Origin of the sequence: Shewanella sp. SR44-3 (assembly GCF_014163735.1) — a bacterium.
Taxonomy (GTDB): domain Bacteria; phylum Pseudomonadota; class Gammaproteobacteria; order Enterobacterales; family Shewanellaceae; genus Shewanella.
This window is the reverse complement of record NZ_JACJDV010000004.1, coordinates 31,170-57,262: the sequence shown is the minus strand read 5'-3', so window position 1 is coordinate 57,262 and position 26,093 is coordinate 31,170. Positions and strand designations below refer to the sequence as shown.

Sequence of the window (26,093 nt, the reverse complement as noted above, 5' to 3'; positions counted from 1 at the left end):
CCACTAAAAAGCGCTAAAATCTACTCATACACTCGTTTTGCCACCTGACTCACAATCTTGGTTGCGCTTCATGGCTATATTCTTTGTTATATTAATATCTCAGCATATAAGCGCATACGCCCATGAAAACCCGTGACAAAATTGTGCACACCAGCCTAAACCTGTTTAACGAACAAGGAGAACGTAACATCACCACCAACCATATAGCCGCTTTCCTTAACATAAGCCCAGGCAATCTTTATTACCACTTTCGCAATAAAGAGGACATCATCAGCTCTATTTTCAGCTTGTATGAATCACACCTTGATTCTGGGTTTCAGCTATATAAAACGGATAATGTTGATGTTCCCCTGTTAATTGGCTATTTCGACACCATGTTCGACACTCTGTGGAAATTTCGTTTTCTCTATGCCAACTTGACCGATATCCTTAATCGAGATCAAAGCTTGCTGAAACGCTACCAAATCGTACAACAGAAAGCACTGCAGAGATCGAGCAACATTTTAGCCAAATTAAAACATGACAATATGCTCGATATCGATCCCGAAAAAGTCACCCCTCTAGCCGATACTATGCGTATGATTGCCTGCTTTTGGGTTGATTATAAACAAACACACTCTATCTATGGCACCATTTGCCAAGCATCACTGTACGAAGGTTTACTAAGAGTGATCATGATTTTTAAAGCTCATGCAACTCAAGATTCCAAACAAGTTTTTACTCAACTAGAGCACCATTATCAGCGCCTAGCTGCAGGACAAACAACTAAAAATAGTGATGCCAAGCCCTGCAGCTGCATGCCAGAACCACTCACGCTAGTGGTCTGACCTTGAGGGTATATGCCTAAATACCCTATTTCTACTATAGTCAAAATCCTTTTAGCGCCATACACTTGAATAAGTGTAAATACTTTAACTTTACCCTTTCTTGCTTACCCTGATTGGATATAGCGCGCCTCAATCTCAATGGAATGAGAATAACTTAATAATAAATAGGAATGAGATGAAGACCCGTGACCGCATAGTGCATGCCAGCTTAGAGCTGTTTAATTTAAATGGTGAGCCAGGCATCACCACCAACCATATTGCCGCCCATTTGGGTATGAGCCCTGGTAATTTGTATTATCATTTTCGTAATAAAGAAGACATTATTCGCTCTATTTTTGATTTATATCAGCAGCATTTAGAGAAAGGATTTCAGCCCTACGAGAACAAAGAAGTAGATATGGCGCTATTGATGGGCTACTTCGATGCCCTGTTTTACACCTTATGGAAATTCCGCTTTATGTACGCCAATTTAGTGACCATTTTAGGCCGCGATGAAGAGCTTAAACGCAAATACCTGAGCATTCAGCAGCAAGTACTGGCACGCAGCAGTAATATTTTAACTCAGCTGAAAAAAGATAAGGTTCTGAATATCGCCGATGATGAAATCACCCCTCTGGCAGACACCATACGTATGATTGCAGGCTTTTGGATAAGTAACCAACTCACTTATTCTGGAGCTGCCAATATTACTAAGTCGTCTCTCTATGAAGGCCTACTTAGAGTGTTAATGCTGTTTAAAGCTTACTCCACCAGCGACGCTATCGAGACCTTCAAACACTTAGAGCAACACTACCGAGCATTAGCCTTGGAAGATAACTCATAAATTTTAATACCGGCCCTATAGTTGAACGGCAGTCCAGCTTAAATCTGGCTGCCCCCTCATCAGCTAGCCACAATTTTTATTAGAATTTCTAATCTGTAAACCAAGCGTTCCTGCTGACGTCTTCAGCTGCTCTGTCCTGTTTAAAAAATACTGTGGAGCAGTCTCAATACAGGTTAGAATGCCAACAATTCCCTATAAAAATACCTAGGAGAAATCTGGTGGCATCTACCTCATTTTACGCACGTATCAATCAACAAATAACCGATGTTAAAGCAGATGGTTTATACAAAAGCGAACGCGTTATTGCTTCGGCCCAGCAAACCTCAATCCAAGTAAATCACAATGAAGTGATCAACTTCTGTGCGAACAACTACTTGGGATTAGCTAACCACCCAGAACTGATTAAAGCCGCCCAAACTGGCTTAAACAGCCATGGATTTGGTATGGCGTCGGTGCGTTTTATCTGTGGTACCCAAGATATCCACAAACAGCTTGAAAAAAGTTTAAGTGAATTCTTAGGCATGGAAGACACCATTCTTTATTCTTCTTGTTTCGATGCTAACGCCGGTTTATTTGAAACCTTGTTAGATGCCGAAGATGCCATAGTGTCAGACGCCCTAAACCATGCTTCAATTATCGATGGTGTGCGTTTATGTAAAGCTAAACGCTTCCGTTACGCCAACAATGACATGAGCGATCTTGAAGTGCAGCTAAAAGCCGCGCAAGCCGCGGGTGCACGCAATATTCTTATCGCCACCGATGGCGTATTCTCTATGGATGGCGTTATTGCTAACCTAAAAGGTGTCTGCGATTTAGCCGATAAATACGGTGCACTGGTTATGGTCGATGACTCCCATGCCGTTGGCTTTATCGGTCAAAATGGCCGTGGCACCCATGAATACTGCGACGTGATGGACAGAGTGGACATCATCACAGGTACCTTAGGCAAGGCCTTAGGCGGCGCATCGGGTGGCTTTACTGCGGCGAAAAAAGAAGTGGTTGAATGGTTACGTCAACGCTCACGCCCGTATTTATTCTCAAACTCTTTAGCTCCCTCTATTGTCAGCGCCTCAATTCATGTACTTGAAATGCTAAAAACAGGTCATGACCTGCGTGAAGCCGTATGGGAGAACAGCCGTTATTTCCGCGAGCAGATGACTACTGCAGGCTTTACCTTAGGCGGCGCCGATCACGCCATCATACCCGTAATGATAGGTGATGCTAAACTTGCCAGTGACTTTGCTAACCGCTTATTAGCCGAACAAATTTACGTGGTTGGCTTCTCTTTCCCTGTTGTGCCTAAAGGCCAAGCCCGTATTCGCACCCAGATGTCAGCCGCCCATACACGGGCTCAACTAGACAAAGCCATTGATGCCTTTACTCGTATTGGTAAAGACATGGGCATTATCTAATAGGCAGTTGCTTAGGCAGTTATTTCTTAGGAAAAATTATGAAAGCATTAAGTAAGTTAAAAGCTGAAAAAGGCATTTGGATGGTCGATGCGCCCAAGCCTGAAATGGGTCACAACGACCTATTAATTAAAATTCGTAAAACCGCCATCTGCGGCACAGATATGCACATTTACCACTGGGACGAATGGGCACAAAAAACAATCCCCGTGCCTATGGTTGTTGGTCATGAATATGTTGGCGAAGTGGTCGACATGGGCGTTGAAGTACGCGGATTTAGTGTGGGCGATCGCGTCTCTGGCGAAGGTCATATCACCTGTGGACATTGCCGTAACTGCCGTGGTGGTCGTACCCACCTATGCCGTAACACCACAGGTGTAGGCGTGAACCGTGAAGGCTCATTTGCTGAATATTTAGTTATCCCTGCATTTAACGCCTTTAAAATTCCTGCTGATATCTCTGACGACCTAGCGGCTATTTTTGATCCTTTTGGCAATGCCGTGCATACAGCTTTATCGTTCGATTTAGTCGGTGAAGATGTCTTAATCACTGGCGCTGGCCCTATAGGCATTATGGCCGCTGCAGTCTGTAAGCACGTAGGTGCTCGTCACGTAGTGATCACTGATGTGAACGAATATCGCTTAGAGCTTGCTCGTAAAATGGGTGCCACTCGTGCGGTAAACGTCTCTAAAGAAAGCTTAAAAGATGTGATGAGCGATTTAGGCATGACTGAAGGTTTTGACGTGGGCCTTGAAATGTCCGGTGTCCCATCTGCGTTTCATGGCATGCTAGATACCATGAATCACGGCGGCAAGATTGCTATGCTAGGTATTCCTGGCGGTGACATGGCTATCGACTGGAGCAAGGTTATTTTCAAAGGGCTTATCATTAAAGGCATCTATGGCCGAGAAATGTTTGAGACTTGGTACAAGATGGCCAGCTTGATCCAGTCAGGCTTAGATTTATCGCCTATCATCACCCACCATTTTGCTATCGATGATTTCCAGCAAGGCTTTGAAGCCATGGGCTCAGGTCAGTCGGGTAAAGTGATCTTAAACTGGGATTAAACTTTAAAAGTGATACCTGTGCACCACCGACACAATAAGGGCTTGTATTTATACAAGCCCTTATTTCATACTTACAGCCTCTTTAATTTTTTTAGGGTTCACATGTCTGCTTTTACTCACTTATCTATCAATCAACTTATTCATATGCAAGCTGCAGATCCTGAGCTCGCCATCGTCGATATTCGCGATGCAGCAAGCTTTCAAGCGGGACACATTGCCAATTCAGTGAATTTGAATAATGAAAATCTCGCCAATTTTATTGCCGATGCTGATATGGATAAGCCCCTTATCGTAGTGTGTTATCACGGTATGAGCAGCCAAGGCGCTGCCAGCTATATGTGCGAGCAAGGATTCGATGCTGTTTATAGTTTAGATGGCGGTTACAGCGCTTGGAGCCTTGCTAACTCATGATACCTATAGGTCAGCTTGACAATGCCCGTGCAGCTCAGGCATTTATCGATTATCTCAGAGGAATTGGGATTGATTGTGAACCTGTACTCAACGAGCAAGGTGTCATGCTGGTTATTCATCAAGTCGAGCAAGAAACTCAAGCAAAAGCTGAATTCGAACGTTTTTTAGCTGAGCCCTATGCTGAACGCTATTTACAAGCTTCATGGGCTTCTGGCGACACTAAAGCACATTTTGACTACGGCGCCGCGGGCCTTGGATTGGCGCAGCATTTTATCACTCAATCTGGGCCGCTAACCCTAGGGATATTTGCCATCAGCCTGCTGCTGTTTGCCATGATGAACCTTGGCTTACTTGAACTGGTATATACAAGCTTGTCATTTTTTGGTGCAACACAAGAGTCTGATTTAATTCAAGTATGGCGAGTATTCACCCCCACACTATTACACTTTTCTCTCATGCACATAATGTTTAATTTACTTTGGTGGTGGTACTTGGGCGGGAAAATTGAGCTCAGGCTCGGGGCGCCAAAACTGCTGGTGTTATTGCTGGTTGCCGGTACTCTGCCAAACATATTGCAGTATTTTATTAGTGGCCCCAACTTTGGCGGCCTCTCAGGAGTCGTCTATGCCCTAGTGGGTTACACTTGGTTAATGGGCAAGAGGCGACCACAATCTGGGCTACAACTGCCCGATTCCTACATGGGTTTTATGATGCTGTGGTTAGTACTAGGCTTTACCGATCTGCTCGGCATGCCCATTGCCAATGGTGCTCATCTTGGTGGTTTACTCATAGGGCTAACACAAGCGGCCTTTGACAGCCGCAAAATTAAGTATTCCAATTAAACAAGTTCACTAAACGGCGTGGGGTTCACTCATTTCTAATACCCGCGTCACCAACTTTTCGATACCTATATGTGCCTCAGCAATTGAGCCTGCCAACATATAAGCTGGCGTGCTCACTATCTTGTTAATTTCATCCACTACAATTTCATCCACCTTGGCCTCTATGTGCTTTCCACCCATTTCTGAAAATGCTTGGGCACTAGCACTGTCAGTACCTATGGTCGCCTTAGCGCCATGTCCGTAGATTTTTGGGATCATCATAGGCGAGATACAAATAAAACCCACAGGCTTTGCTGCTAAGGCAAACTCACGGATAAATACCGCCACGATTGGGTTAACTGTGCAATCACTGCCAGTAGTGGCGTAATTAGATAAGTTTTTGGCCGCACCAAAGCCACCAGGAATAATCAGCGCATCATATTCACTCACATCCAGCGACTTAGCATTGAGCACCTCACCGCGAGCGATACGCGCCGACTCCACCAATACATTACGGCTCTCATTCACTGCCACCTCACCGGTGAGGTGATTAACCACATGCATCTGCTCTATATCAGGTGCAAAACATTGATAATTGGCCCCAGCACGAGATAAGGCGAGTAAGGTTAGTACTGACTCATGGATTTCTGCACCATCAAAGACACCGGCACCACTGAGTAAAACAGCAACATTTTTCATTAAAACGGTCCTCGTTATATCAAGTTATTTTAACAACCAGCCAACAAATCACTTGATCTGATTAAAATTCGTGCTAATTTAGTTGCTCGAATTTATCAAGACTTAAAAATAAAGCCAAGAAGTTTACATTTTTAAGCACAAAAATAAAAAAATCCACAAATAAGGATGTTTTATCAAAATTATAATCAAACTCACAAAAAACATTTTAACCAAATAAATTCAACAACTTATAATTTTACTTTCCAGCCGTATTTAAAACTACTCCAGCATGTTGATTATTTCACTCACAGACTTATCCACAGGCTGCGATATATTTTGCCATGGCTGAAAAGCTCTGTCTGTGGCATGCTAACGCCATCTCAGCAGACTGATAATGAACTCAAATTATGCCAACAATCCCAGAAAACCCCCTCGTCCTTGTGGATGGTTCTTCCTACCTTTATCGCGCTTATTATGCGCCACCACATCTAACCAATTCTAAGGGTGAAGCCACCGGGGCGGTTTACGGTGTAGTCAATATGCTACGCAGCTTGTTGAGTCGTTACAATCCAAGCCATATCGCTGTGGTATTTGATGCTAAAGGCAAAACATTTAGAAATGATATGTACAGCGAGTACAAGGCGCAGCGCCCACCCATGCCTGATGACTTACGTAGTCAAATCGCGCCTTTGCATAGAATAATCCATGCACTAGGCTTGCCGCTTATCAGTATTGAAGGGGTTGAAGCCGACGACGTTATTGGCACCATAGCCAAGCGTGCCAGCGCCGAAGGCCGCGCCACCTTAATCAGCACCGGCGATAAAGACATGGCGCAACTGGTGAATGAGCATGTCACCCTGATTAATACCATGACAGACACCATAATGGGGCCTGCTGAAGTGGCCACTAAATTTGGTGTCGGCCCTGAGCTTATTATCGACTTTTTAGCACTGATGGGCGATAAGTCCGACAACATCCCAGGTCTGCCTGGCGTGGGTGAGAAAACCGCACTGGCAATGCTAAATGGAGTTGGCAGCGTTGAAAAATTATTAGCCGATCCCCAAAGTGTGGTTGAAGTGGGTTTTAGAGGCTCAAAAACCATGCCAGCAAAAATCATCGACAACGCTGACATGCTTAAACTTTCTTACCAGCTTGCCACTATTAAGACAGATGTAGAGCTCGACCCAAGCTGGGAACTTCTCGCGGTAAAACCTCATAATAAAGATGAGCTTATTGCCTGTTACGGTGAAATGGAGTTTAAGCGCTGGCTTGCAGAGGTGCTAGATAACAAAGCGCCAGCCCAAGGTAAAGTGGCATCCCATGTTGAGACGGCTGAAGTCACGCCTCCTGCTGAAACTATCACTGCAAACTACCATACTATCTTAACTCTCGATGACTTAGACACTTGGATTGCCAAGCTAAGCCAAGCCCCGCTTATTGCCATTGACACTGAGACCACCAGTTTAAATTACATGGATGCTAAGCTCGTGGGGATTTCATTCGCCGTCCAGGCAGGTGAAGCCGCTTACTTACCACTGGCACATGATTATTTAGATGCCCCGAGCCAAATCGACATGGCAATAGCCCTCGAAAAGCTGCGCCCAATACTTGAGAGCGACAGCCCGGCTAAAGTAGGTCAAAACTTAAAGTACGATATCAGCATCTTCGCCAATGTCGGTATCAAGCTAAAAGGGGTGCGCTTCGATACCATGCTTGAGTCTTATGTGTTTAATTCGGTCGCCTCACGCCATGATATGGATGGGCTGGCCTTAAAATACTTAGGTCATAAAAACATCAGCTTTGAGGATGTTGCCGGTAAAGGCACTAAACAGCTGACTTTTAACCAGATCGATTTAGACACAGCAGCGCCTTATGCCGCAGAAGATGCCGATATTACTCTACGCCTGCACCAGCACTTATGGCCAAGGCTTGAAAAAGAGCCAGAACTGGCCCAAGTATTTAGCGAATTAGAGCTTCCCCTCATTCAAGTTTTATCTGATATCGAGCGCCAAGGGGTGCTTATCGACCCTATGCTATTAAGCCAACAAAGTGATGAACTGGCGCAGAAGATAGATAAGTTAGAGCTTGAGGCCTATGAGATTGCTGGTGAAAAATTTAACCTAGCATCGCCAAAGCAGTTACAAGTGCTGTTCTTCGAAAAATTGGGCTACCCAATCAGAAAGAAAACCCCTAAAGGAGCGCCATCCACTGCGGAAGAAGTCTTGATCGAGCTTGCCTTAGATTACCCGCTGCCCAAAATTATCTTGGCCCACCGCAGCCTAGCCAAACTTAAAAGTACCTACACAGATAAGTTGCCGTTAATGGTTAATGGCACCACAGGTCGAGTACACACCAGCTACCATCAGGCGAATGCCGCAACGGGGCGCTTATCATCGAGCGATCCAAACCTGCAGAACATCCCTATTCGCACCGAAGAAGGCAGACGTATTCGTCAGGCTTTCATTGCCCCTGCGGGGCGTAAAATTTTAGCGGCGGATTATTCACAAATTGAACTGCGGATCATGGCGCATTTATCCCAAGATAAAGGCTTACTTACCGCCTTTGCTGAAGGTAAAGATATTCATAGAGCCACTGCTGCAGAAGTCTTTGGTACACATTTTGAGGAAGTCACCACGGAACAACGCCGCCGAGCAAAAGCGGTTAACTTTGGCTTAATTTATGGTATGTCAGCCTTTGGATTAGCTAAGCAGCTGGATATTCCTCGCAACGAAGCGCAAACCTATATCGACACTTATTTTGCTCGCTATCCAGGAGTGCTGACCTATATGGAAGAAACTCGCGCCAACGCTGCTGAATTAGGCTACGTATCGACCCTATTTGGCCGTCGCCTGTATTTGCCAGAGATCCGTGACCGTAACGCCATGCGTCGTCAAGCAGCGGAAAGAGCCGCGATTAATGCTCCCATGCAAGGCACTGCCGCTGATATCATCAAAAAAGCCATGATCAAGATAGCCAACTGGATAAAAACCGAGACCCAAGGTGAAATTACCATGATCATGCAGGTACATGATGAACTGGTATTTGAAGTGGATGAAGCTCAAGCTGAAACACTAAAAGCCAAGATTTGCTTACTGATGGCGCAAGCCGCCGATCTCGATGTGACCTTACTTGCTGAGGCTGGCTTAGGCAATAACTGGGATGAAGCCCACTAGAAAAAATTTGTTTTAAATAGCGTTATTTACCGCACTCAAGCCTGCCACTTTCCCATTGGATATGGCAGGCTTTTTTATGTTATCTATCGTTGAATTAGTCCGAGTTGAAGTTAAGTAATAATCAGCACAAACTGGCAGAAAAATATGACCTTCACCACACTATTGGCTCTTTATTTGAAAAACTGTTTTTCATTTAACGGTAAATACAGTATTATTCTTGGCGTAGGGTACAGAGGTTAAGATGTTCAATCTTTCAAACCTTTTTTAAATCACTAGCGATAGTGACAGCCAAATATGGCGCCTCAGTAATGATTACTGGGGCTTTTTTTTGCCTTGAAAAAAATTTAGAGCATTTACTTTAAAAAGTGTTTTATTTTAGCTCGAAACAGGTTACTCTCTGGTCATTGAGGGTTGTCGAATGAATTGATAGCACTTGAGTCTTGTTGAATTTAGCTTTCCCCAAAAGAGCTATATTTTTTGCCGATGACTTTATGTCGTCGGTTTTTTTTTGCTTTTTTATGTCTGCAGCCATAAAAAAAGCCAGCAACTATGCTGGCCTATGACGGTTGTATTAATCAGATGAAAAAGCGCTGATTAATCTTCTGGCGATTCTTGCGCTATCGCATCCAGTAACCACTGTGGATTGCACCACTCATTAAGAATACTCAACACCTTAGGCTTGCCTGTTCCCTTCAATGATGAGAAAGGCTCAACCTTCACCCAATCACCAAAATCAGCTAACGCACTGCGCACTTCATTAACTGTCTTCATTTTTACGCTTTGAGCAAGCTTGTCCGACTTAGTCAGTAACGCCAATACCGGAATTTCACTGGCAACCGCCCACTCAATCATTTGCATATCGAGATCTTTTAATGGATGACGAATATCCATCAACACAACTACGCCACTTAAGCAGGCTCTTTTTTGCAGATACTCACCTAAAGCTTGCTGCCATTTGTTCTTTAGCGCCAAGGGAACTTGCGCAAATCCATAACCTGGTAAATCCACCAAACGACGATCAGCATCTAGAGCAAACACGTTAATTAGCTGAGTACGACCTGGTGTTTTACTGGTTCTGGCTAGACCTTTTTGCTCTGTTAGTGCATTTAATGCACTAGACTTACCGGCATTAGAGCGACCAGCAAAGGCGATTTCGACGCCGGCATCACCAGGAAGGTACTCATTAAGGTGAGCAATATCTGGCGCACTGATTAAAAACTTGGCCCTGCGGAAATCCATACTAGATTCTGACACTGTTAACTCCGATTAAATAATAATACCTATTAAGAGAAGTCTTGATCACAAGAAGTCGATTCATAGTAATAGGTATAAGAACACTTATGGTGTCACAACTCTGATTATGCAATACCATAATTATTGAACAATTGCTTACTTTTCCACGTTTTCGTGTAAAATATTATTCCGAGCATATTATATGTATTTTACCACGCTTGCAGGTCCTCCTAGTAAGCCCAGGACAATAATTTAACAATAAGTTGGAACGCCATGAAAAAGTTAGCTCTTGCGCTGTCTGTAGTTGCCGCTATGTCATCACCTGCAAACGCCGAAGGTAATGCTGAAGCGGGCAAAACCAAAGCCCTCATCTGTTCTGCCTGTCACGGTATAGACGGTAACAGTATGATCGACATGTACCCGAAAATTTCAGGTCAGCACGCATCTTACCTAGAAAAACAAATACATGATTTCCGCTCTGCCGCTATGTCAGGTGGTAAAGAAGGTCGTATGGACCCTATCATGGGCGGCATGACCATGGCGTTAAGCGATCAAGACATTGCTGATTTGGCAGCATATTTTGCTAGCAACCCCATTCAAGCTGTTGCTGTTACCGATGTTCCAGCATTAGGTGAAAGCCTATATAAAGGTGGTGATACCGCCCGTGGAATTACCGGTTGTATCGCTTGTCACGGCCCTGATGGTAAAGGTGCTGCCGCAGCTGGCTTCCCAACCTTAGCTGGACAACATACAAATTATATCAAGATCCAGCTAAATAAGTTCCGTGATGGTAGCCGTAACAATGATTTGAACGGCATGATGCAAGATGTAGCTAAAAAATTAACTGATGCCGACATTGAAGCATTATCTAAATACATTTCAAGCATTAAGTAAGACTTAAGTTGCTTATTTAGTGTAAAAAATGAGCTTTTTAGCTCATTTTTTACACTAGGAAGTTAACGTTAACGTCAACTTACCGACGTTTAGCTTGACAGGGATCACGCTTTTAGGGTTAAATAGCCCCCGTACCAAGTTAAACCCAACTGTTTGTATAAGAATATCAATAACAACTTACAGATCTTGGTCACATTAAAAGTAAAGATATAAGAATAAAATAAACCAATAACAATAATAGTTACTGACAGCTCACAAATAAAAATAACAGAGCCGTGATTTCATCTTGAAATCCTAGTCATATGGATTGTAAGGACTCGACCCAATTTGGTCATTTTGCTGTTTAGCACTGCCTTACATCACAATGAAATCTTTAGACATGATTAGTAGAATGATTCCGCTAATCTACATTGAAAAAGTATTATTTTTTAATGTACTGTCAACCATGATTTTGTTGGAAGTCACATAGCAACATGGATGGTTGGATATTGTCATTGACGACAAAACGCTAGACTCGATGTGTCCCTTGGACCATCTACGGAACAGTTGTCAGGATGACGACTAAAAAGTAATAAAGTGTCATGAAGACCAATAAAAATAATCTGCAGGGATAGCACTAAAAAAAAGAAGGATACTGACCGGGAAAGTCGCATAGCAAGTATGGATACTTGGAATCAGAATAGAGTGCGATAAGCACTGTTTACGAGGTGGCAGTTTACTGCCACCTTTTTTTATGCTCAAAAATCAGTAGAATCAGTATTAATCTTCCCAAGCTAACCCCTATATGACCCGATGCCCACTGTGTAAGCACCCTGCGATGCTATTTCTTCAAGATAAGAAGCGGACTTTCTATGACTGCCAGCAATGTGCATTTGTCTTCGCCGATCCCACTGACCATAGGATGGCCATTAATCCACAGCAAATCACATCAAGTAAAAGCTATGGCCGTCAACAAAAAATGACCCAGCAGCGACAAGCCTCGCAATTTGTACTGCCCCTGCTAGCTCAGCTTAGTGACTTAACCGGAGCAAACTTGGTCGGCTTAAATTTCGGCAGTCACTTAGATAGCCACACCCTAGATAGAGTCCAAGCCAGCGGCCACCAGTTGATGCAGTTCGACCCATTTAACGCGACAGAGCAAACCGCCTTAGAACAAGAATATGATTTTGTGTGTAGCTACAAAGTATTTGAGCGCTTTAAGCGACCATTAACCCAGTGGAATTTACTCTCAAGCTTGGTAAAACCTCACGGCTGGCTAGCGATTGGTACCGCACTGCTTACAGATAAGTCTCACTTTGCCAAGTGGCATCACAAGAATAATCCTGCTCATGTAAGCTTCTATCAACACAAAACCTTCGAATACCTAGCCACCCAGGGGCAATTTAAGCTATTATTTGCCGCGAAAGAGTTAGTTTTGATGCAAAAAGCAGCAAACTCTGGTATAAAGCCCATCCTTATTTAGTGTCCAGTAGATACAGTGTCTATTGTGGCCATTTTAGTTATTAATCGAGAATCACATGGCTCGCAGCAAGAAAACACGCAAAGGCGGCGAAAACGCCCCCAAACTAGCCCCTAGAGTCAAGAAGCAAGACCGCAAAGCGGTTGATGGCAAACGGGCAGAGACAGGCCGTAAATCAGGCGGCCGCCATAATGAGGCTTTGCTGATGCAACAGTCTCCTAACGGCGCTCAAGCTAAGAAAAAAGACCCACGTCACGGCAGTAAAAAGCCAGTTTCTTTAGACTTGCCAAGCAGTATTGCTGAGCCGATTAAGGCTAAAACGCCTCAGCCAAAACTAACCGATGAACAGAAACTGCTTAAACTTGAAGAAGATCCAAGATTAAACAGCTTATTAGACATGCTAGAAGAAGGTCGCGATCTGTCTGATGCCGATCAAAAATGGTTAGATGGTCAATTAACCAAAATTGAACAGCTATTAAAAAACCTAGGCATCACCGATGCTGATGAAATGCCAGTTAAGCAAAATAAATCTTCTTCTGATGAAGACTTACTGTCTCGCTTTGAGTCTGGTGAAAGCCTGTTAAAAGACTACCTAACCAAAGACTAGTCTTAAGCGACTTATATGTTAAGGCATGATTCTTAATGCCTTAACATTCTCTCCTAGTAACTAAAAGGATCTTCTGTGCCTGTGTATTTGCTTATTCTTGCAGCAGCCATTCTCATCCCCCTTACGGCTTATGCCGTATATTTACTGCTTAAACTCAAGCAGCAAAACCAAGCTAAATTACAAACTGAACAGGTACGCCAAGCTGATGCCCAAGCAAAACGCCAACAGGTTATCGAAGACATTCGTTATATTGCTGCAGCCATGTTAGAAGACAGATGTGAGCTATCGGAAGGCGTAATGCGCATTGGTAAGTTATTGGAGATTCTATCCCTCTCAGAGCGCGTCAGCAGTGACTACCCCGCATTATTCTTACATTACCAACGCATAAGTTCACACCCGATCATGGACGCCCGTAAGGCCTTAGAGAAGCAAGCAAGAATGAAACTCGATTTGCAGCGAATGAAATCAGAAGTTGAACTTGAAGATGCAATCTTAGCCGAAGCTGACAAGCTTAAAACACTGAGTTGGCCCGCATCCCACTAAATTGAGCATCCGCCTCAAAATCCCAGGCTAACAAAGAGGTTTCATACCGAGCACTAGACTCAATTAAGCACGCGACCTCTCTACGACATCGGCACCTTTCTCACAATAAATCTTAATTTTACAACCTAGATCAAGTTTATTTCGTCCTCAAGCCTGCATACTTCGCCTATTGCTAATTTACCGGAGAATATGCCTTGATGCAGCCCACTCAGATTGCTTGGGATCAGTCGATGATCGAAAAATACAATTACAGCGGTCCACGATATACCTCCTATCCCACAGCACTGGAGTTTGATGACTCATTCACAGAAGATAATCTGCTTGAAGCCATAAAGACCAGTAAAAGCAAAACCTTATCCTTGTATATACATATCCCTTTCTGTGCCAAGCTGTGCTATTACTGCGGCTGCAATAAGGTCATTACTCGCCATGCACACAAGGCAGATCAATACTTAGAATACTTAGCCAGCGAAATCATTAAGCGGGCGCCATTATTCAAACATTACCAAGTCACCCAAATGCATTGGGGCGGCGGCACGCCGACCTTCTTAACCCCGGCGCAAATTTTAGCACTTACGGCATTATTAAAGCAGCACTTCAATTTTGCCGAGCAGGGCGAGTTCTCCATTGAAATTGATCCAAGAGAAATCGAGCTCACCATGCTCGATACCTTAAAAGAAGCCGGTTTCAATCGTATTTCTGTTGGAGTGCAGGATTTTAATAAAGAAGTGCAAATAGCCGTTAACCGCGAACAAGATGAGCAGTTTATCTTCGACCTTATCGCTCGGGCTAAAGCCCTAGGCTTTGTGTCCACCAATGTGGATTTGATTTATGGTTTGCCACTGCAAACACCGGCAAGCTTTGCCAAGACCATAACCCGCATCATTGAGCTGTCTCCGGATCGCTTGTCAGTGTTTAACTATGCTCACTTGCCATCACGTTTTGCCGCTCAGCGTAAAATCAAAGATGATCAACTGCCTAGTGCTCAACAAAGGTTAGATATTTTGCATCAGACTATCGAATCATTAACGGCTGCGGGCTATCAATTTATCGGAATGGATCACTTTGCCAAACCCGATGATGAGTTAGCCAAACTGCAAAATGCCGGTAAATTACACCGCAACTTCCAAGGCTACACTACTCAAGAAGAGTGTGATTTGCTGGGGCTCGGCGTGTCATCCATCAGCCAAATCGGCGATTGTTATGCGCAAAACCAAAAAGAGTTACAGGTGTATTATCAATCTATCGATGCTAAAGAGCATGCATTATGGAAGGGCTGTAGCCTAACTCGCGACGATGAAATTCGCCGCGTGGTGATAAAGCAGCTTATTTGTCATTTTGAATTAGATATAGCCAGTATTGAAGCCGAGCTTGGAATAGATTTTGAGACTTACTTCAGTGAAGATATGCAGCTATTGCAGACCTTTATTGATGATAAGCTAGTAAGCGTGCAGGACAGAAAGATTACCATTAGCGCCACAGGGCGGCTGCTAATTCGTAATATTTGCATGTGCTTTGATATTTATTTCCGCCAAAAAGCCCGCCAACAGCAATTTTCACGGGTGATTTAACCCCTATTTTATCGCTGTAAATAATAACGCCGACTTTCGTCGGCGTGATTATTTTAAGATTGCTTTAAGATAGTTTTAAAACACTTCTATATCGTTACGCTTTAGCAGCATACAAGGCCTTACGGTCGCTGTCTGACATAAATGCCATCTCGACACCATTACGCTGCAATTGAGCTAACTGCGCATCGCTAAAGCCCATCTCTGACTTCACAACGCGATACTCGTGAGCAATATCGATATTACTCACCCCCGGATCATCAGTATTTAAACCAATTAATACACCGGCATCTAAGAAAGTACGCAATGGATGAACATCGTAATTTGCCACAGTTGAAGTGTGCAAGTTACTGGTTGGGCAAGATTCAATGCCTATCTTGTGCTTCGCCAAGTATTCCATCAGCTTAGGATCGTGCACCGCATTGACGCCATGACCGATACGAGTCGCACCTAAGGTTTGAATAGCTTGCCACATACTCTCAGAGCCTGCAGCTTCACCCGCATGAGCGGTAATCGCAAGGCCTGCATCACGGACACGTTTAAAGTGTTCAGTAAACAAATCACCAGGGAACCCTAATTCATCGCCCGCTAAGTCCATTCCCACCAGTTTATCTTTATGAGCCAACAAACCTTCTAACTCTAAACGGCATTTTTCTTGGCCGAATGAACGCGACATGATGCCAATCAGGTTAATCTTAACCGCATGATCTTTCATGCCAGCACTAACGCCGTCAATTACAGCTTCAACCACACCTTGGATAGGTAAGTTATGGTTCATCGCCATGTAATAAGGGCTAAAGCGCAGTTCAGCGTAATCTAGGCCAGACACCGCAGCATCGACAACGTTTTCATAAGCCACACGCTTTACAGCATCCAGATCCGCAAGTACTGCTACCATCCAGTCTAACTTCTTCAAGAATGCGACTAGGCTATTTTCTTTACCCTGAATTTGCACAAAAGGTGCAAGCTCAGCCAAAGATTGGGCCGGTAACGCTATACCATGTTGGTGGCCAAGCTCCCAAATCGTCTGCACTCTTACGTTTCCGTCTAGATGTCTATGCAAATCAACTAACGGAATAGACTTATCAATCATATTTAACCCCTATAAAATCGCCTTGCCAATACTTATATTTTAGCTTCAAAGTTAGCTAAATGAGTCTAACACGTATTGTTATAATTTTTTGCCGATGCAGCTCAACTTATTGTCTTAACAGGACGACCATCACCAAAACCGTTAGAATAGCCAGCATCATTATCTTGTCATAGGACTGACTTAGCATGTTAAAACGACTCACGCCGCTATTTTTCATCGCACTCTGGGGTTGCCAAGGGGCTTCAACACCAGTGGCAATGGACAAAGCCCAAGCAGATAACGTCATAAAATCTAGCCAAGACAATAAATTACAAAACATTATCGCTAATGCCTGGCAGTTGCAATTAGAAAAAGATCCGCAACTCGCCGCCGCTTTTGGCGATAACAGTCAAGCAGGAAAATTAGCAGACCTGTCACCAGCAACATTAGCAAGCCATAATCAACGTACCCAAGCCCTAGCACAGCAACTGGCACTGTTAGACACCAGTCTTCTATCGAAAACCAACAGAACCAATGCGCTGATCCTTAAATATCAACTAGATAATGATATTGATTTATATCATTTTCATGACCACTATCAACCGCTCACCGCAGAAAGTGGCTTTCATGCTGATATCAGCGCCATTACCAGAGGTCGCTTTGATTCGATGCAAGATTATCGCGACTATTTATCCCGCTTAAATGCCTTGCCTAAGTATTTCGCTCAACAAACTTACTGGCTTAAAAAAGGCATCAAATCAGGGATAACTCAACCCAAAGTGGTGCTTGAAGGGTTTGAACACAGCATTAGCGCCTTTATTGTGCCCGTGGAGCAAAGCGTTTATTACCAGCCTTTTAAGGACTTCCCGGCCCACTTTACCCAAGCCGAAAAAAACACCTTAATAACTGAAGCTAGCCAGACTATTTCAACCAAAGTATTGCCACTCTACCAAGACTTTTATCGCTTTATGACTGAGAGTTATATCCCTCAAGCAAGGCGTGATATTGCCGCCTCATCGCTCCCCTTTGGCAACGCCTTTTACAATAACCGCCTCAAGCATTACACCACTGTGGACATGAGTGCCGATGAAGTTCACGCCTTAGGCTTAAGTGAAGTTAAGCGCATTCGGAGTCAGATGCAGCAAATCGTTAAACAACTCGAATTTAAAGGCAATTTTGCCGATTTTTTGCACTTTTTACGCACCGACCCACAGTTTTACGCCAAGACTCCGAAAGCGCTATTAAAAGAGGCGGCATATTTAGCTAAGCAAGCTGATGCCATCTTACCTAAATATTTTGGCAAACTGCCTAGAAGCCCCTACGGTGTACAGGCAGTTCCAGCTGAAATAGCCCCTAAATACACTACAGGTCGTTATTCTGGCGCCAATAGTGACTATGAGCCTGGTTATTACTGGGTCAATACTTATGCGCTAGAGACGCGCCCGCTATATGAATTGCCGGCACTAACCTTGCACGAAGCCGTGCCAGGACACCACTTACAGATTTCATTAAATAAAGAGATTTCAGATCTACCGAATTTTAGGCGTTACAGCTATATTTCAGCCTTCGGTGAAGGGTGGGGGCTTTACAGTGAGTACTTAGGAATAGAAGCCGGTTACTACCAAGACCCTTACAGCCAATTTGGGCGGTTAACCTATGAAATGTGGCGTGCTGCCCGCTTAGTTGTCGATACCGGCATGCACGTCAAAGGTTGGAGTCGTCAACAAGCGATAGATTTTATGGCCAGTAACACAGCGTTATCTTTGCATAATGTCACCACAGAAATTGATCGCTATATTTCTTGGCCAGGACAAGCCTTGTCATACAAGATAGGCGAGCTCACCATTAAGCGTCTACGAGCAAAAGCAGAACAAGCCCTAGGAGAGCAATTTGATATTAGGCAGTTTCATGATGCGGTGTTAGCGCAAGGCTCAGTGCCTATGTCTGTGCTAGAGCAACAAATTGATGAGCTAATCCAAACGACTCAAGCCAAGATGAAAAAATAACTCACCAATAAGAATGAGATAAAGGCACCTAGCACCACAGGATAAATCAGATAGGTGTCTTTGGCTCTTCTAGCTCGAATACGGCATAAATTTGCTAAGAATAAATTATATATAAACAACATAAAGGCGATCACAGAGCCATAGAAAAAGCTTAGAGACTGCATTTTAAAGGCCGTGACTAGCAGCAACAGCCAATCAACTAAGATCAAATAAAGGAAAAACTTCTGCAGACGATCTGGGCCTCGACGGTGAAATGTTGCAACCATAGTCCCTCCCTTTATCGTTTTGCATGCAGCCTAATGTGATTAATAAATGCAATGCGCTGATGCTCAAGCCCTTGTTCCAGCCAATTGGCGCCGTAAAAAGCCAATTTACCTTGCACCTTTTGATGGCGACAGATTTGACAGCTCAACTTAATCCCTTGAAATTGAACCACCACCTCATCATCAATAGCTAAAACCTGACTAGATAAAAAACCAATTCCAGTCAAACTAATATCTTTAACATTGGCGCTGCCTAAAAGCTGCAGTTTTAGCCACCCCATTTTATACAACTCAATAGTCACACCATCACAAGCTAGCTGCAAAGGGATCTCATTGTTTTTTCTAAGATTGATACGCTGCGACTTACGGCGACTGTCATACTCATTGAGGTTAATTTCCTCAAGGGCACCTTCTGGGAGTGAGCGACCATCACTGTGCCAAAACTCCTCATATACGATCATAGCGTCATCCTTTTTCACTATTGATATCTAACCCTAGGCTGGTTTAATTCGGCTTGTAATTTGGCATCCTGCAAATTAACTCCAGCATCTAAATGCTCTGCTGGCACCCCCACCATGTCACGAATAAGTTGCTCTGTTGTCGAGGTTAAAATTAACACTTCAATGCGACGATTAGCCGCAGCAGCGGGTTCTTGTGGAATATAAGCCACTTGATCCGCCATACCTGTCACTTGAATAACTTGATTGCGCTTTACACCACCAAATTCTAAGACTCGCCTTGCTAATAAGGCGCGCTTGCTGGATAGCTCCCAGTTGGTAAACTCGGTACCCGCGTAAGGTGTTGAATCCGTGTGCCCTGAGATAACCATGGCATTCGTTACTTGTCCAAGTACAGGCCCTAAGGCCAAAAGTAAGTCTTCAAAATAGGCCTGCATTTGCGCACTGCCGCGAGTGAACATAAATCTGTCTATATTGTCGTGAATTAAAATTCGGATCCCTTGAGGCACTAAGGTGACCGCGATATTGTCCGCCATACTCGATTGCTGCACCACTCGATTAAGCTCTCGAGCCAATACTACAAGCTGAGCTTGAGTATCATATTGACCTGGCACCATGGCATTAAGCTCTGGTCCTTGCCCAGCATTAGGCTCCTCTTCTCCTGCAGGAATATTATTATGCATTGCAGGGCCTGCACGCTCTGGGCCACTGCCTGATGAAGTCACAATCGCCTGCTGAATCGCCGGGCTACCTTCAAAATCAATAATTGATGAAGATTGCGCCACATCAAAGGGATTCATCGCCCCTGAAGCGTACATTTCACCGCGTAAGTACTGCACAATTTGACTACGCTCATCTTGATCGGCAATCTGCATTATCCACAGCACCATAAAGAGCGCCATCATGGCCAAGGTAAAGTCGGCAAAGGCGACTTTCCAGGCTCCACCGTGGCTTGCAGAACGCTTGTTTCGCCTGCCACGCTTAATGATGATAGGTTCATTTTTATGGAGCATTAGCTTTTTTGCTCCTCCATCCAGCGCTCTAATTCCACGAACGAAGGACGATTTTCACTCTGAATTTGCTTACGACCAGCATCAATTGCCATGGTTGGTGGCTTACCTTTAGCAAAGGCTGCCAGTACGGCGGCAACACACCTAAGCTGAGCCGATTTCCTATCCACCAGATGCTCTAAAGCTTTAGATAAAGGATCAAAGAAACAGTAACAGGCAAAAATACCAATAAAAGTCCCCACTAAAGCTGCAGCCACTTTTACGCCGATCATGGTAATTGGGCCATCTATGTTAGACATAGTGATAATAATCCCCATCACAGCCGCCAAGATACCAAAACCAGGCATGGCTTCACCCACTTTATTTAACGCCTCTGATGGCCTTAATCTGTCTTCTTCTATGCGATGAATTTCTTCTTCAAACATGTGTTCCAAGTCATGAGGAGACATCTTGCCTATGGATTGAATGCGTAAATTATCAATCAAAAACTGTAATACATCCGGGTGTTCAAGCACGCTGGGATACATAAGAAATAGCGAGCTTTCTCTTGGGTTTTCTATATGCTCATCCAACACCTTAAGACCTTGGGATTGAATTTGGCTCATCAGCAAACTCATCAAGGCAAAGAGCTGAGGATAGAGCTCGGGATCTTCTTTTTCTTTAGTTAAAAGCTCTTTGGTTTGCACTAGCATTTCTTCCAGTACTGAGCGAGGATTAGCTATGATTAACGCCCCTAAACCTGCACCAAAAATAATTAATATTTCAGCAGGCTGCCATAAAGACATCAAGGTACCGCCAGCCCAAATATAGCCGCCAAAAACTGACGCTAAAATGATGATTAAGCCAATCAATTTACTCATTATTCGTTATCCGTTGCTTGTCACTGTCGACGTTTATATAAGGCTTTGCAATTTTGCCACGGCCTGCTTATGAAGCTGGCAAATGCGGGTTTCTGTCAGTCCCAGTGTTAATGCAATCTCTTTTAAATTAAGTTCATGATGATAGTAAAGCGACAGAATTAGCTGTTCTCTCTCATTTAATTTTGTCATAGCCTTAACTAAGGTTTTTTTGAGCATAAAACGCTCAACTTCATTGTGTTTATCTGCGGGTTGCTCACCAATCGTCAGCATCTCATCCAAACTTTTCATTGACTCAGCCTGAGTGGCGTACAAGCTTTCTCTATAGGCCTCGGGGGAGAGTCCAAGCCCAGTTGCAACTTCTGTGTCGGTGGGCTCTCGGCCTAAAGCGCGGCTCAATTCTCGGACTTTATCATTCAAAATATGCGCCTGTTGCCGCACAGGCCTTGGGCGCCAATCCTGACGGCGTAACTCATCTAGAATCGATCCTCGGATCCGCTGACCGGCAAAAGAAATAAAACCATTATCAAACTCACCAGGGTAGCGCCTTGAAGATTCAATTAACGCCATCATGCCGATTTGCTCCATGTCCTCCAAGGACAGCATGGCACCGCAATGACTGCGCAGTTGCAACACCGCGCGTTTCACTAACGGCAAATACTGTACGATTAGCTGATCTTCAGATAAACGCTGTAGCGCAGGCTCTTCACTGACAGTTTGGTAAGCTAATTGACCATCGAGACTCATAACCGCATCCTTACTGTATGACCATACGCGTAAAGAGCACTTCATCAATATCTGATGGGAAATCATGCTCTAACAGCACTTTTACGATATGCACTAATGCTTCATTTTGTAGGCTATCTAACTGTTCAGTGCTGTTGAGCTGCTCAAACTTTTTCCGTGAAAACATCTTCATTAGTGAGTTGCGAATTAAAGGGTCCGCCTCATCAAGTACTGGCTTTAAGTTTGGATTTTTACTCTTTAGAGCCAGTTCTAACAGTAAATAATGAGGGTATTTCTCTCCGGGAATAGAAATAATAAATTTATCCAAGGGGTAAAATCTTGCCACTTGCACAACGGGTTCTTCGGCTAAAAATTCTTCAACCCATTTAGGGCTTTGCCAATCAGCCCAAAGTACCCCACCTGTCCATGCACTTATCAAAAAAATAAAACCTAATACTTTGAATAATTTTGACTTTGCTGATGCCATTGCCTTGCTCCTGGCTTAAGCCAATAAGTTTAACTGCTGATCTGAGGAAGTAGTTTTCTGCACGCTTGGGGTTACAAGTGCTTCGGAATTCACTGCGATAGCACTCGCTTGCTGCTGTTGTGGGTTTTGTTTATCTGAGGTTTCACCCTGACCGACATCCACATCCAAACTGCCGCCATATTCCTGGCCTAAATCCGCCCTGAGCCTATCTAAGCCACTCAGTAATGCTTCTCTAACCGCAGGGTTTGCAGCATGCATTTGTATTTGTAATTTATCGCCGTCGAGTCGAATATTGAGTTCAAGCTTGCCAAGCTCAGGAGGATCTAAGCGAATTTCCGCATGCTTAATTTTCTGATCGATTTGAAACCTTAACTGGTCCCGCAGCGGGGTCAGCATATCTTGGGCTTGTTGAGTTAAGCTGCCCGCCATATTCACAGGCACAGGACCCCATTGGCTAACACTCGGACCAGTCACCCCTCTAGCTAGCATCTGGGTAAAAAGTTGAGTTTGATTTTCACTGCTGTCGGCCAAAACTGTGCTACCGATCGCTTGTTGGCTTAAGCCTTGTGTCATTGGGGTTAGCATGTTGGACTCTTTCGCTGTCGCCCCTATGCCATTGCTCCATAACTGCTCTGCAAACGCCTTACCTTGAGTAAAACTTGCCGTTGCCCCTGCACTTGCTACGGCGGTGCTTGGCATCAAGGCATCACTAAAGGTTATTCCACCGCGCTCGGCCTGCGCCCCAGCAGAAATCGAATGACTCATCACAGCAGCTAATCCCGATTGAGGCTGAAGAGCCTGCATTGAATTGCTCTTTTGAGATGGCATACGAGTCAAGATGTCAGCATTAATCGGCATAGCCAGCACGCTTGCTTGGATACTGTTTTGAGTCCGATTCTGAGCCACTGTTTGAGCCATGACTTGAGCTGTACTTTCATCTGAACTTTGAGCCAATGTTTGAAAGTCAGTCGCGGTTTTAGCACCAAAGCCTGCCACTGTGGCTAGGGTTTGACCATCAAGGTTGGTGCCCGCAGCCATCGCTGCTTGAGGCCAAACTGGCATCTGAGCCGTGCTCAATTGAGCTGCCGCCTGTGGTTCAGCGGTTAAAGGAGCCTGCACTGATGGCTCAAGCTCCATTGACTGTGGTTCTTGTGCTTCTACGCTGCCTGTCTGCGGCTTTGAGGCAGAGGCACGCTTAGCCTCATTAGCCCTATCATTAGCAAAGCTTGCAAAAGAGCCTTGCTCTGCTTGCTGCTGGCCTTGGGACTTATTACTTGACTGCAGTCCTTGTTCTGTCGTTAATGAACGACTCACTAACACATCAGATATCATCGACTTCCCCACTAATACACGTAAATTGATAGGCTAGCAGCCCAGCCTGCGATGATTTAAAACCAGATAACTCGCTTGATAACTGATCCCGAGCGCGTTTAAGATCCCTAAGCACTTGTGTGTGTACTTTCTCCACTTCAACACGAGCCAGTGCCTGTTGCGGGGTTTCATTAAAATCTTCTCTGGCAACTTGATGCAAAGCCTTGATCAACAATTGATTCAGTTTCACCAAGTTGGGCCAGTCTTGAGCATCGCCGTAATGGCGCAGCCCAAGAGAAAACTGCTGCCACTGCTCAATGGTAATTTGCACACTATGACCGGTCTTCATACGCAGGCCTTCATAAGTAAAAACAGGCCGATAGAGTCACTAAGTGAAACTCAGGGCGGCTCAAAATAAGTTGATCAATTGAGGTTCACCCAGCCGGCACGAATATCTTGAATAACCTTCACTACAGGAGTAAGAGCCAAAGGATCGTTCTCAACGCTGGCGGTCACTAACTGACGACTGCAGTAGTCATACAGATTGTGCAGATTAGTCGCCACTTCGGCGCCATTATCTAAATCCAGCATAGAATCCAAACCGTAAACAATATTGAGGCACTTATTAACGCTCACGCCTTTAGCTTCAAACTGTTTACGCTCCATGTGCCCGGTAACCCTATCTAGCTCTTCCAGCAAGCCATCTAACAACATACGCACCATGTCATGGGAGGTGGCAGATGCTAACTTGGCATCCAGTGACGTCTGCTGATAGGCACTAAAAGGGTCATACTCGTTTAACATATTGAAAAGTATCCTTGGTATACTCGCGACTAGCCTCTAGGTGAAAACAAGCTGCTAGCGGCGCTTAATTGATTGATTGTGGCTTCCATGGCGGTAAATTGAGCCAAGTAAATATTGTATTTTTGCGTCATCTGGTAGTTATGGCGCTCCACACTGTCTTCGATACGATCGATTTGGCTGTCGATGGTTTTTTTCTTCATCGACAATAGCCCATTAAACTCAGTGTAAGGCTTAAGCACAGCCTCAATCTTGTCGATATAACTGCCATTATCGCTGAACATAGCTTGCACTTTACTGCCATCAGCTTTTAGCGCAGCCTCAAATTCTTTATCGTCCATCTTCAATAAGCCGTCTCTGCCAATCTCGATGCCTATGTCCGATAAACGCATGCCATTAGGGGCGCTGGCAAATACCGCATCACGCAGGCGTGACTGCACTAACCTCACCGAAGAATCCCCTTTAAGCACACCAATTTGCGTGCTAGATACCTTTACAGCCTCTTTATCTTTATCATCAGTATTTGCAGCATCGACCACAGTGCTCCCCATAGAGCGGCTTAACTGATTAATCTGGCTGAGTAAGGTATTAAAGTTACTGACAAAATCTTTAACCGCCGTGGTGGTGGCTTCGCTGTCATCCTCGACCTTGATTTGGCTAGACTCGCCAGCACCATGAACCTTGATTAAATCTAAATTGACGCCATCAATCACGTTTTCTAAGTAATTATTACTGCTGCTGATGCTAATGCCGTTCAAGGTTAACTGCGCGTCCTGGGCAGCGCGCCTTTCAGTCATGCCCCAATCACCACCATCTAGGGTTACATTGAGGTTATTACTAGCGCCGCCATTATTAGCTGACAACATCAACTCGACCTGGCCGCCTGTGCGCACTAAGGATGCCTGCATGCCTGGGTTAGCCGCATCTTTATTAATTAAATCTCTAAGCTGAGTGACAGTAATGCCAGCGCCGCCATTGACTGTGGCTAAATCTATGCTGAGTTTATTAGTTGGGTCACTGCCCAATTGCACAGTAAACAGTCCCGTGGCGGGCAATAAGGTATCTTCGCTGGCATAGGTCTTGGTTAATTGATGGGACTGAGCTAACTGAGTGACATTTAAGTCATAATTACCCTTAGGCGCACCCGCTTTTACCGTGACCTTAGCAAAATCATTATTGATGTTAGCTTTCTTATTACTGAATGCTTCGGTATCAATACTCTTAAGCTTGGTAGACAGCTGTTTCATGCTGGTTTCCAGTAGCTTATAAGCATCAAGCTGGGTCTTCTGCGCCGATAACTTGCCTTTATAGAGGTTATCTTTACCTGCACGGTCGGCAGAAATTAACTGCTGGGAGAATTGCGCCGCACTCATATTACCTATCATAGAAACTCCTTTAATTTGGCTTAGTCACTCAAGCGCCCTAAGCCGCATTCATAATGCTAGAGCAAGTGTTGTACCAAGATTTATCTAATTGTTTTTTATAAACTTAATCATATTTTTCAGGATAAAGCGCAACATTCCCTTCCGCTTTAGCAATACTGTGGGAAAACTTGCTTCCGCCCTAGGTTCTAGGTTCTAGGTTCTAGG

The 26,093-nt window shown here is 44.3% G+C and carries 26 protein-coding genes; 13 read left to right on the top strand and 13 right to left on the bottom strand.

Translation table 11 applies throughout. From position 1 onward, the window contains the following. The first annotated feature begins 122 nt into the window (after positions 1-122). From H5073_RS03500 to glpG, 6 genes are all read left to right on the top strand, one after another. Positions 123-827, top strand: a complete 705-nt coding sequence (locus H5073_RS03500; RefSeq protein WP_182677030.1) for a TetR/AcrR family transcriptional regulator — start codon at positions 123-125, stop codon at positions 825-827. Positions 828-1,002: 175 nt separating this feature from the next. Beyond that, entirely contained in the window at positions 1,003-1,650 is a 648-nt protein-coding gene (locus tag H5073_RS03495; RefSeq protein ID WP_182677028.1) for a TetR/AcrR family transcriptional regulator, read from the top strand. A gap of 218 nt (positions 1,651-1,868) precedes the next feature. Next, entirely contained in the window at positions 1,869-3,062 is a 1,194-nt protein-coding gene (locus H5073_RS03490) for a glycine C-acetyltransferase (protein WP_182677026.1), read from the top strand. A gap of 38 nt (positions 3,063-3,100) precedes the next feature. Next, complete coding sequence (gene tdh / locus H5073_RS03485) at positions 3,101-4,126, top strand: L-threonine 3-dehydrogenase (RefSeq protein WP_182677024.1); 1,026 nt, start codon at positions 3,101-3,103, stop codon at positions 4,124-4,126. A 102-nt stretch (positions 4,127-4,228) separates the two neighbouring features. After that, positions 4,229-4,537 carry a thiosulfate sulfurtransferase GlpE gene (gene glpE, locus H5073_RS03480; protein WP_182677022.1) on the top strand — a complete coding sequence of 103 codons (309 nt, stop codon included), beginning with the start codon at positions 4,229-4,231 and terminating at the stop codon, positions 4,535-4,537. Next, complete coding sequence (gene glpG / locus H5073_RS03475) at positions 4,534-5,379, top strand: rhomboid family intramembrane serine protease GlpG (RefSeq protein ID WP_182677020.1); 846 nt, start codon at positions 4,534-4,536, stop codon at positions 5,377-5,379. Before glpE ends, glpG begins: the two co-directional genes overlap by 4 nt. Before the next feature lie 9 nt (positions 5,380-5,388). Here glpG and elbB read toward each other — a convergent pair whose 3' ends face one another. Then, a complete protein-coding gene (gene elbB, locus H5073_RS03470; protein WP_182677018.1) occupies positions 5,389-6,057 on the bottom strand; it encodes an isoprenoid biosynthesis glyoxalase ElbB in 669 nt (222 codons plus the stop codon). Positions 6,058-6,443: 386 nt separating this feature from the next. Here elbB and polA point away from each other — a divergent pair, with 386 nt between their 5' ends. Further along, entirely contained in the window at positions 6,444-9,209 is a 2,766-nt protein-coding gene (gene polA / locus H5073_RS03465) for a DNA polymerase I (RefSeq protein WP_182677016.1), read from the top strand. 594 nt (positions 9,210-9,803) lie between these two features. Here the strand turns inward: polA and yihA are convergent. Beyond that, on the bottom strand, positions 9,804-10,463 hold the full coding sequence (gene yihA / locus H5073_RS03460; protein ID WP_182677014.1) for a ribosome biogenesis GTP-binding protein YihA/YsxC: 660 nt from the start codon (positions 10,461-10,463) through the stop codon (positions 9,804-9,806). Between the two features lie 252 nt (positions 10,464-10,715). On the opposite strand from yihA, the gene H5073_RS03455 reads away from it, so the two are divergent. From H5073_RS03455 to hemN, 5 genes are all read left to right on the top strand, one after another. Beyond that, the gene (locus tag H5073_RS03455; protein ID WP_182677012.1) at positions 10,716-11,336 is read left to right on the top strand and encodes a cytochrome c; all 621 of its coding nucleotides are present in this window, start codon (positions 10,716-10,718) and stop codon (positions 11,334-11,336) included. An 817-nt stretch (positions 11,337-12,153) separates the two neighbouring features. Continuing rightward, a complete protein-coding gene (locus H5073_RS03450) occupies positions 12,154-12,798 on the top strand; it encodes a methyltransferase domain-containing protein (RefSeq protein ID WP_404948371.1) in 645 nt (214 codons plus the stop codon). Positions 12,799-12,853: 55 nt separating this feature from the next. Further along, positions 12,854-13,402, top strand: coding sequence for a Der GTPase-activating protein YihI (yihI, locus tag H5073_RS03445; RefSeq protein WP_182677008.1), 549 nt, complete (start codon positions 12,854-12,856; stop codon positions 13,400-13,402). Between the two features lie 75 nt (positions 13,403-13,477). Then, positions 13,478-13,945 (top strand): DUF2489 domain-containing protein, encoded by a 468-nt coding sequence (locus H5073_RS03440; RefSeq protein WP_182677006.1) that lies wholly within the window; start codon positions 13,478-13,480, stop codon positions 13,943-13,945. Between the two features lie 197 nt (positions 13,946-14,142). Beyond that, entirely contained in the window at positions 14,143-15,516 is a 1,374-nt protein-coding gene (gene hemN / locus H5073_RS03435; RefSeq protein WP_182677005.1) for an oxygen-independent coproporphyrinogen III oxidase, read from the top strand. A 94-nt stretch (positions 15,517-15,610) separates the two neighbouring features. Here hemN and add read toward each other — a convergent pair whose 3' ends face one another. After that, positions 15,611-16,606, bottom strand: coding sequence for an adenosine deaminase (add, locus tag H5073_RS03430; RefSeq protein ID WP_182677002.1), 996 nt, complete (start codon positions 16,604-16,606; stop codon positions 15,611-15,613). Between the two features lie 185 nt (positions 16,607-16,791). On the opposite strand from add, the gene H5073_RS03425 reads away from it, so the two are divergent. Then, positions 16,792-18,591, top strand: a complete 1,800-nt coding sequence (locus tag H5073_RS03425) for a DUF885 family protein (protein WP_182677000.1) — start codon at positions 16,792-16,794, stop codon at positions 18,589-18,591. On the opposite strand, the gene H5073_RS03420 is transcribed toward H5073_RS03425, so the two are convergent. The 10 genes from H5073_RS03420 to fliD all read right to left on the bottom strand — a co-directional run bounded on the left by H5073_RS03420 (position 18,570) and on the right by fliD (position 25,889). After that, positions 18,570-18,857 carry a hypothetical protein gene (locus H5073_RS03420; RefSeq protein WP_182676998.1) on the bottom strand — a complete coding sequence of 96 codons (288 nt, stop codon included), beginning with the start codon at positions 18,855-18,857 and terminating at the stop codon, positions 18,570-18,572. The genes H5073_RS03425 and H5073_RS03420 overlap by 22 nt on opposite strands. A gap of 11 nt (positions 18,858-18,868) precedes the next feature. Continuing rightward, positions 18,869-19,315 (bottom strand): PilZ domain-containing protein, encoded by a 447-nt coding sequence (locus H5073_RS03415; RefSeq protein ID WP_182676996.1) that lies wholly within the window; start codon positions 19,313-19,315, stop codon positions 18,869-18,871. Between the two features lie 17 nt (positions 19,316-19,332). Continuing rightward, entirely contained in the window at positions 19,333-20,325 is a 993-nt protein-coding gene (locus H5073_RS03410; protein ID WP_182676994.1) for a flagellar motor protein MotB, read from the bottom strand. Next, complete coding sequence (gene motA, locus H5073_RS03405) at positions 20,325-21,182, bottom strand: flagellar motor stator protein MotA (RefSeq protein WP_182676991.1); 858 nt, start codon at positions 21,180-21,182, stop codon at positions 20,325-20,327. Before motA ends, H5073_RS03410 begins: the two co-directional genes overlap by 1 nt. A 33-nt stretch (positions 21,183-21,215) precedes the next feature. After that, positions 21,216-21,926 carry an RNA polymerase sigma factor FliA gene (locus H5073_RS03400; RefSeq protein WP_182676989.1) on the bottom strand — a complete coding sequence of 237 codons (711 nt, stop codon included), beginning with the start codon at positions 21,924-21,926 and terminating at the stop codon, positions 21,216-21,218. A 10-nt stretch (positions 21,927-21,936) separates the two neighbouring features. Then, complete coding sequence (gene fliL, locus H5073_RS03395; protein WP_182676987.1) at positions 21,937-22,392, bottom strand: flagellar basal body-associated protein FliL; 456 nt, start codon at positions 22,390-22,392, stop codon at positions 21,937-21,939. Between the two features lie 15 nt (positions 22,393-22,407). Further along, positions 22,408-23,724, bottom strand: coding sequence for a flagellar hook-length control protein FliK (locus tag H5073_RS03390; protein WP_259394806.1), 1,317 nt, complete (start codon positions 23,722-23,724; stop codon positions 22,408-22,410). Beyond that, positions 23,714-24,052 (bottom strand): hypothetical protein, encoded by a 339-nt coding sequence (locus H5073_RS03385; protein ID WP_182676985.1) that lies wholly within the window; start codon positions 24,050-24,052, stop codon positions 23,714-23,716. Before H5073_RS03385 ends, H5073_RS03390 begins: the two co-directional genes overlap by 11 nt. A 74-nt stretch (positions 24,053-24,126) precedes the next feature. Beyond that, on the bottom strand, positions 24,127-24,507 hold the full coding sequence (gene fliS, locus H5073_RS03380; protein ID WP_182676983.1) for a flagellar export chaperone FliS: 381 nt from the start codon (positions 24,505-24,507) through the stop codon (positions 24,127-24,129). A 29-nt stretch (positions 24,508-24,536) separates the two neighbouring features. Then, a complete protein-coding gene (gene fliD / locus H5073_RS03375; RefSeq protein WP_182676981.1) occupies positions 24,537-25,889 on the bottom strand; it encodes a flagellar filament capping protein FliD in 1,353 nt (450 codons plus the stop codon). Positions 25,890-26,093: the final 204 nt, after the last annotated feature.

Bases quoted from the DNA above. Each gene is read 5' to 3' on its own strand.
- H5073_RS03500 (WP_182677030.1), top strand. From the start codon at position 123: ATGAAAACCCGTGACAAAATTGTGCACACCAGCCTAAACCTGTTTAAC.
- H5073_RS03495 (WP_182677028.1), top strand. From the start codon at position 1,003: ATGAAGACCCGTGACCGCATAGTGCATGCCAGCTTAGAGCTGTTTAAT.
- tdh (WP_182677024.1), top strand. From the start codon at position 3,101: ATGAAAGCATTAAGTAAGTTAAAAGCTGAAAAAGGCATTTGGATGGTC.
- glpE (WP_182677022.1), top strand. From the start codon at position 4,229: ATGTCTGCTTTTACTCACTTATCTATCAATCAACTTATTCATATGCAA.
- glpG (WP_182677020.1), top strand. From the start codon at position 4,534: ATGATACCTATAGGTCAGCTTGACAATGCCCGTGCAGCTCAGGCATTT.
- elbB (WP_182677018.1), bottom strand. From the start codon at position 6,057: ATGAAAAATGTTGCTGTTTTACTCAGTGGTGCCGGTGTCTTTGATGGT.
- polA (WP_182677016.1), top strand. From the start codon at position 6,444: ATGCCAACAATCCCAGAAAACCCCCTCGTCCTTGTGGATGGTTCTTCC.
- H5073_RS03455 (WP_182677012.1), top strand. From the start codon at position 10,716: ATGAAAAAGTTAGCTCTTGCGCTGTCTGTAGTTGCCGCTATGTCATCA.
- H5073_RS03450 (WP_404948371.1), top strand. From the start codon at position 12,154: ATGCTATTTCTTCAAGATAAGAAGCGGACTTTCTATGACTGCCAGCAA.
- yihI (WP_182677008.1), top strand. From the start codon at position 12,854: ATGGCTCGCAGCAAGAAAACACGCAAAGGCGGCGAAAACGCCCCCAAA.
- hemN (WP_182677005.1), top strand. From the start codon at position 14,143: ATGCAGCCCACTCAGATTGCTTGGGATCAGTCGATGATCGAAAAATAC.
- add (WP_182677002.1), bottom strand. From the start codon at position 16,606: ATGATTGATAAGTCTATTCCGTTAGTTGATTTGCATAGACATCTAGAC.
- H5073_RS03425 (WP_182677000.1), top strand. From the start codon at position 16,792: ATGTTAAAACGACTCACGCCGCTATTTTTCATCGCACTCTGGGGTTGC.
- H5073_RS03420 (WP_182676998.1), bottom strand. From the start codon at position 18,857: ATGGTTGCAACATTTCACCGTCGAGGCCCAGATCGTCTGCAGAAGTTT.
- H5073_RS03415 (WP_182676996.1), bottom strand. From the start codon at position 19,315: ATGATCGTATATGAGGAGTTTTGGCACAGTGATGGTCGCTCACTCCCA.
- H5073_RS03410 (WP_182676994.1), bottom strand. From the start codon at position 20,325: ATGCTCCATAAAAATGAACCTATCATCATTAAGCGTGGCAGGCGAAAC.
- motA (WP_182676991.1), bottom strand. From the start codon at position 21,182: ATGAGTAAATTGATTGGCTTAATCATCATTTTAGCGTCAGTTTTTGGC.
- H5073_RS03400 (WP_182676989.1), bottom strand. From the start codon at position 21,926: ATGAGTCTCGATGGTCAATTAGCTTACCAAACTGTCAGTGAAGAGCCT.
- fliL (WP_182676987.1), bottom strand. From the start codon at position 22,392: ATGGCATCAGCAAAGTCAAAATTATTCAAAGTATTAGGTTTTATTTTT.
- H5073_RS03390 (WP_259394806.1), bottom strand. From the start codon at position 23,724: ATGATATCTGATGTGTTAGTGAGTCGTTCATTAACGACAGAACAAGGA.
- H5073_RS03385 (WP_182676985.1), bottom strand. From the start codon at position 24,052: ATGAAGACCGGTCATAGTGTGCAAATTACCATTGAGCAGTGGCAGCAG.
- fliS (WP_182676983.1), bottom strand. From the start codon at position 24,507: ATGTTAAACGAGTATGACCCTTTTAGTGCCTATCAGCAGACGTCACTG.
- fliD (WP_182676981.1), bottom strand. From the start codon at position 25,889: ATGATAGGTAATATGAGTGCGGCGCAATTCTCCCAGCAGTTAATTTCT.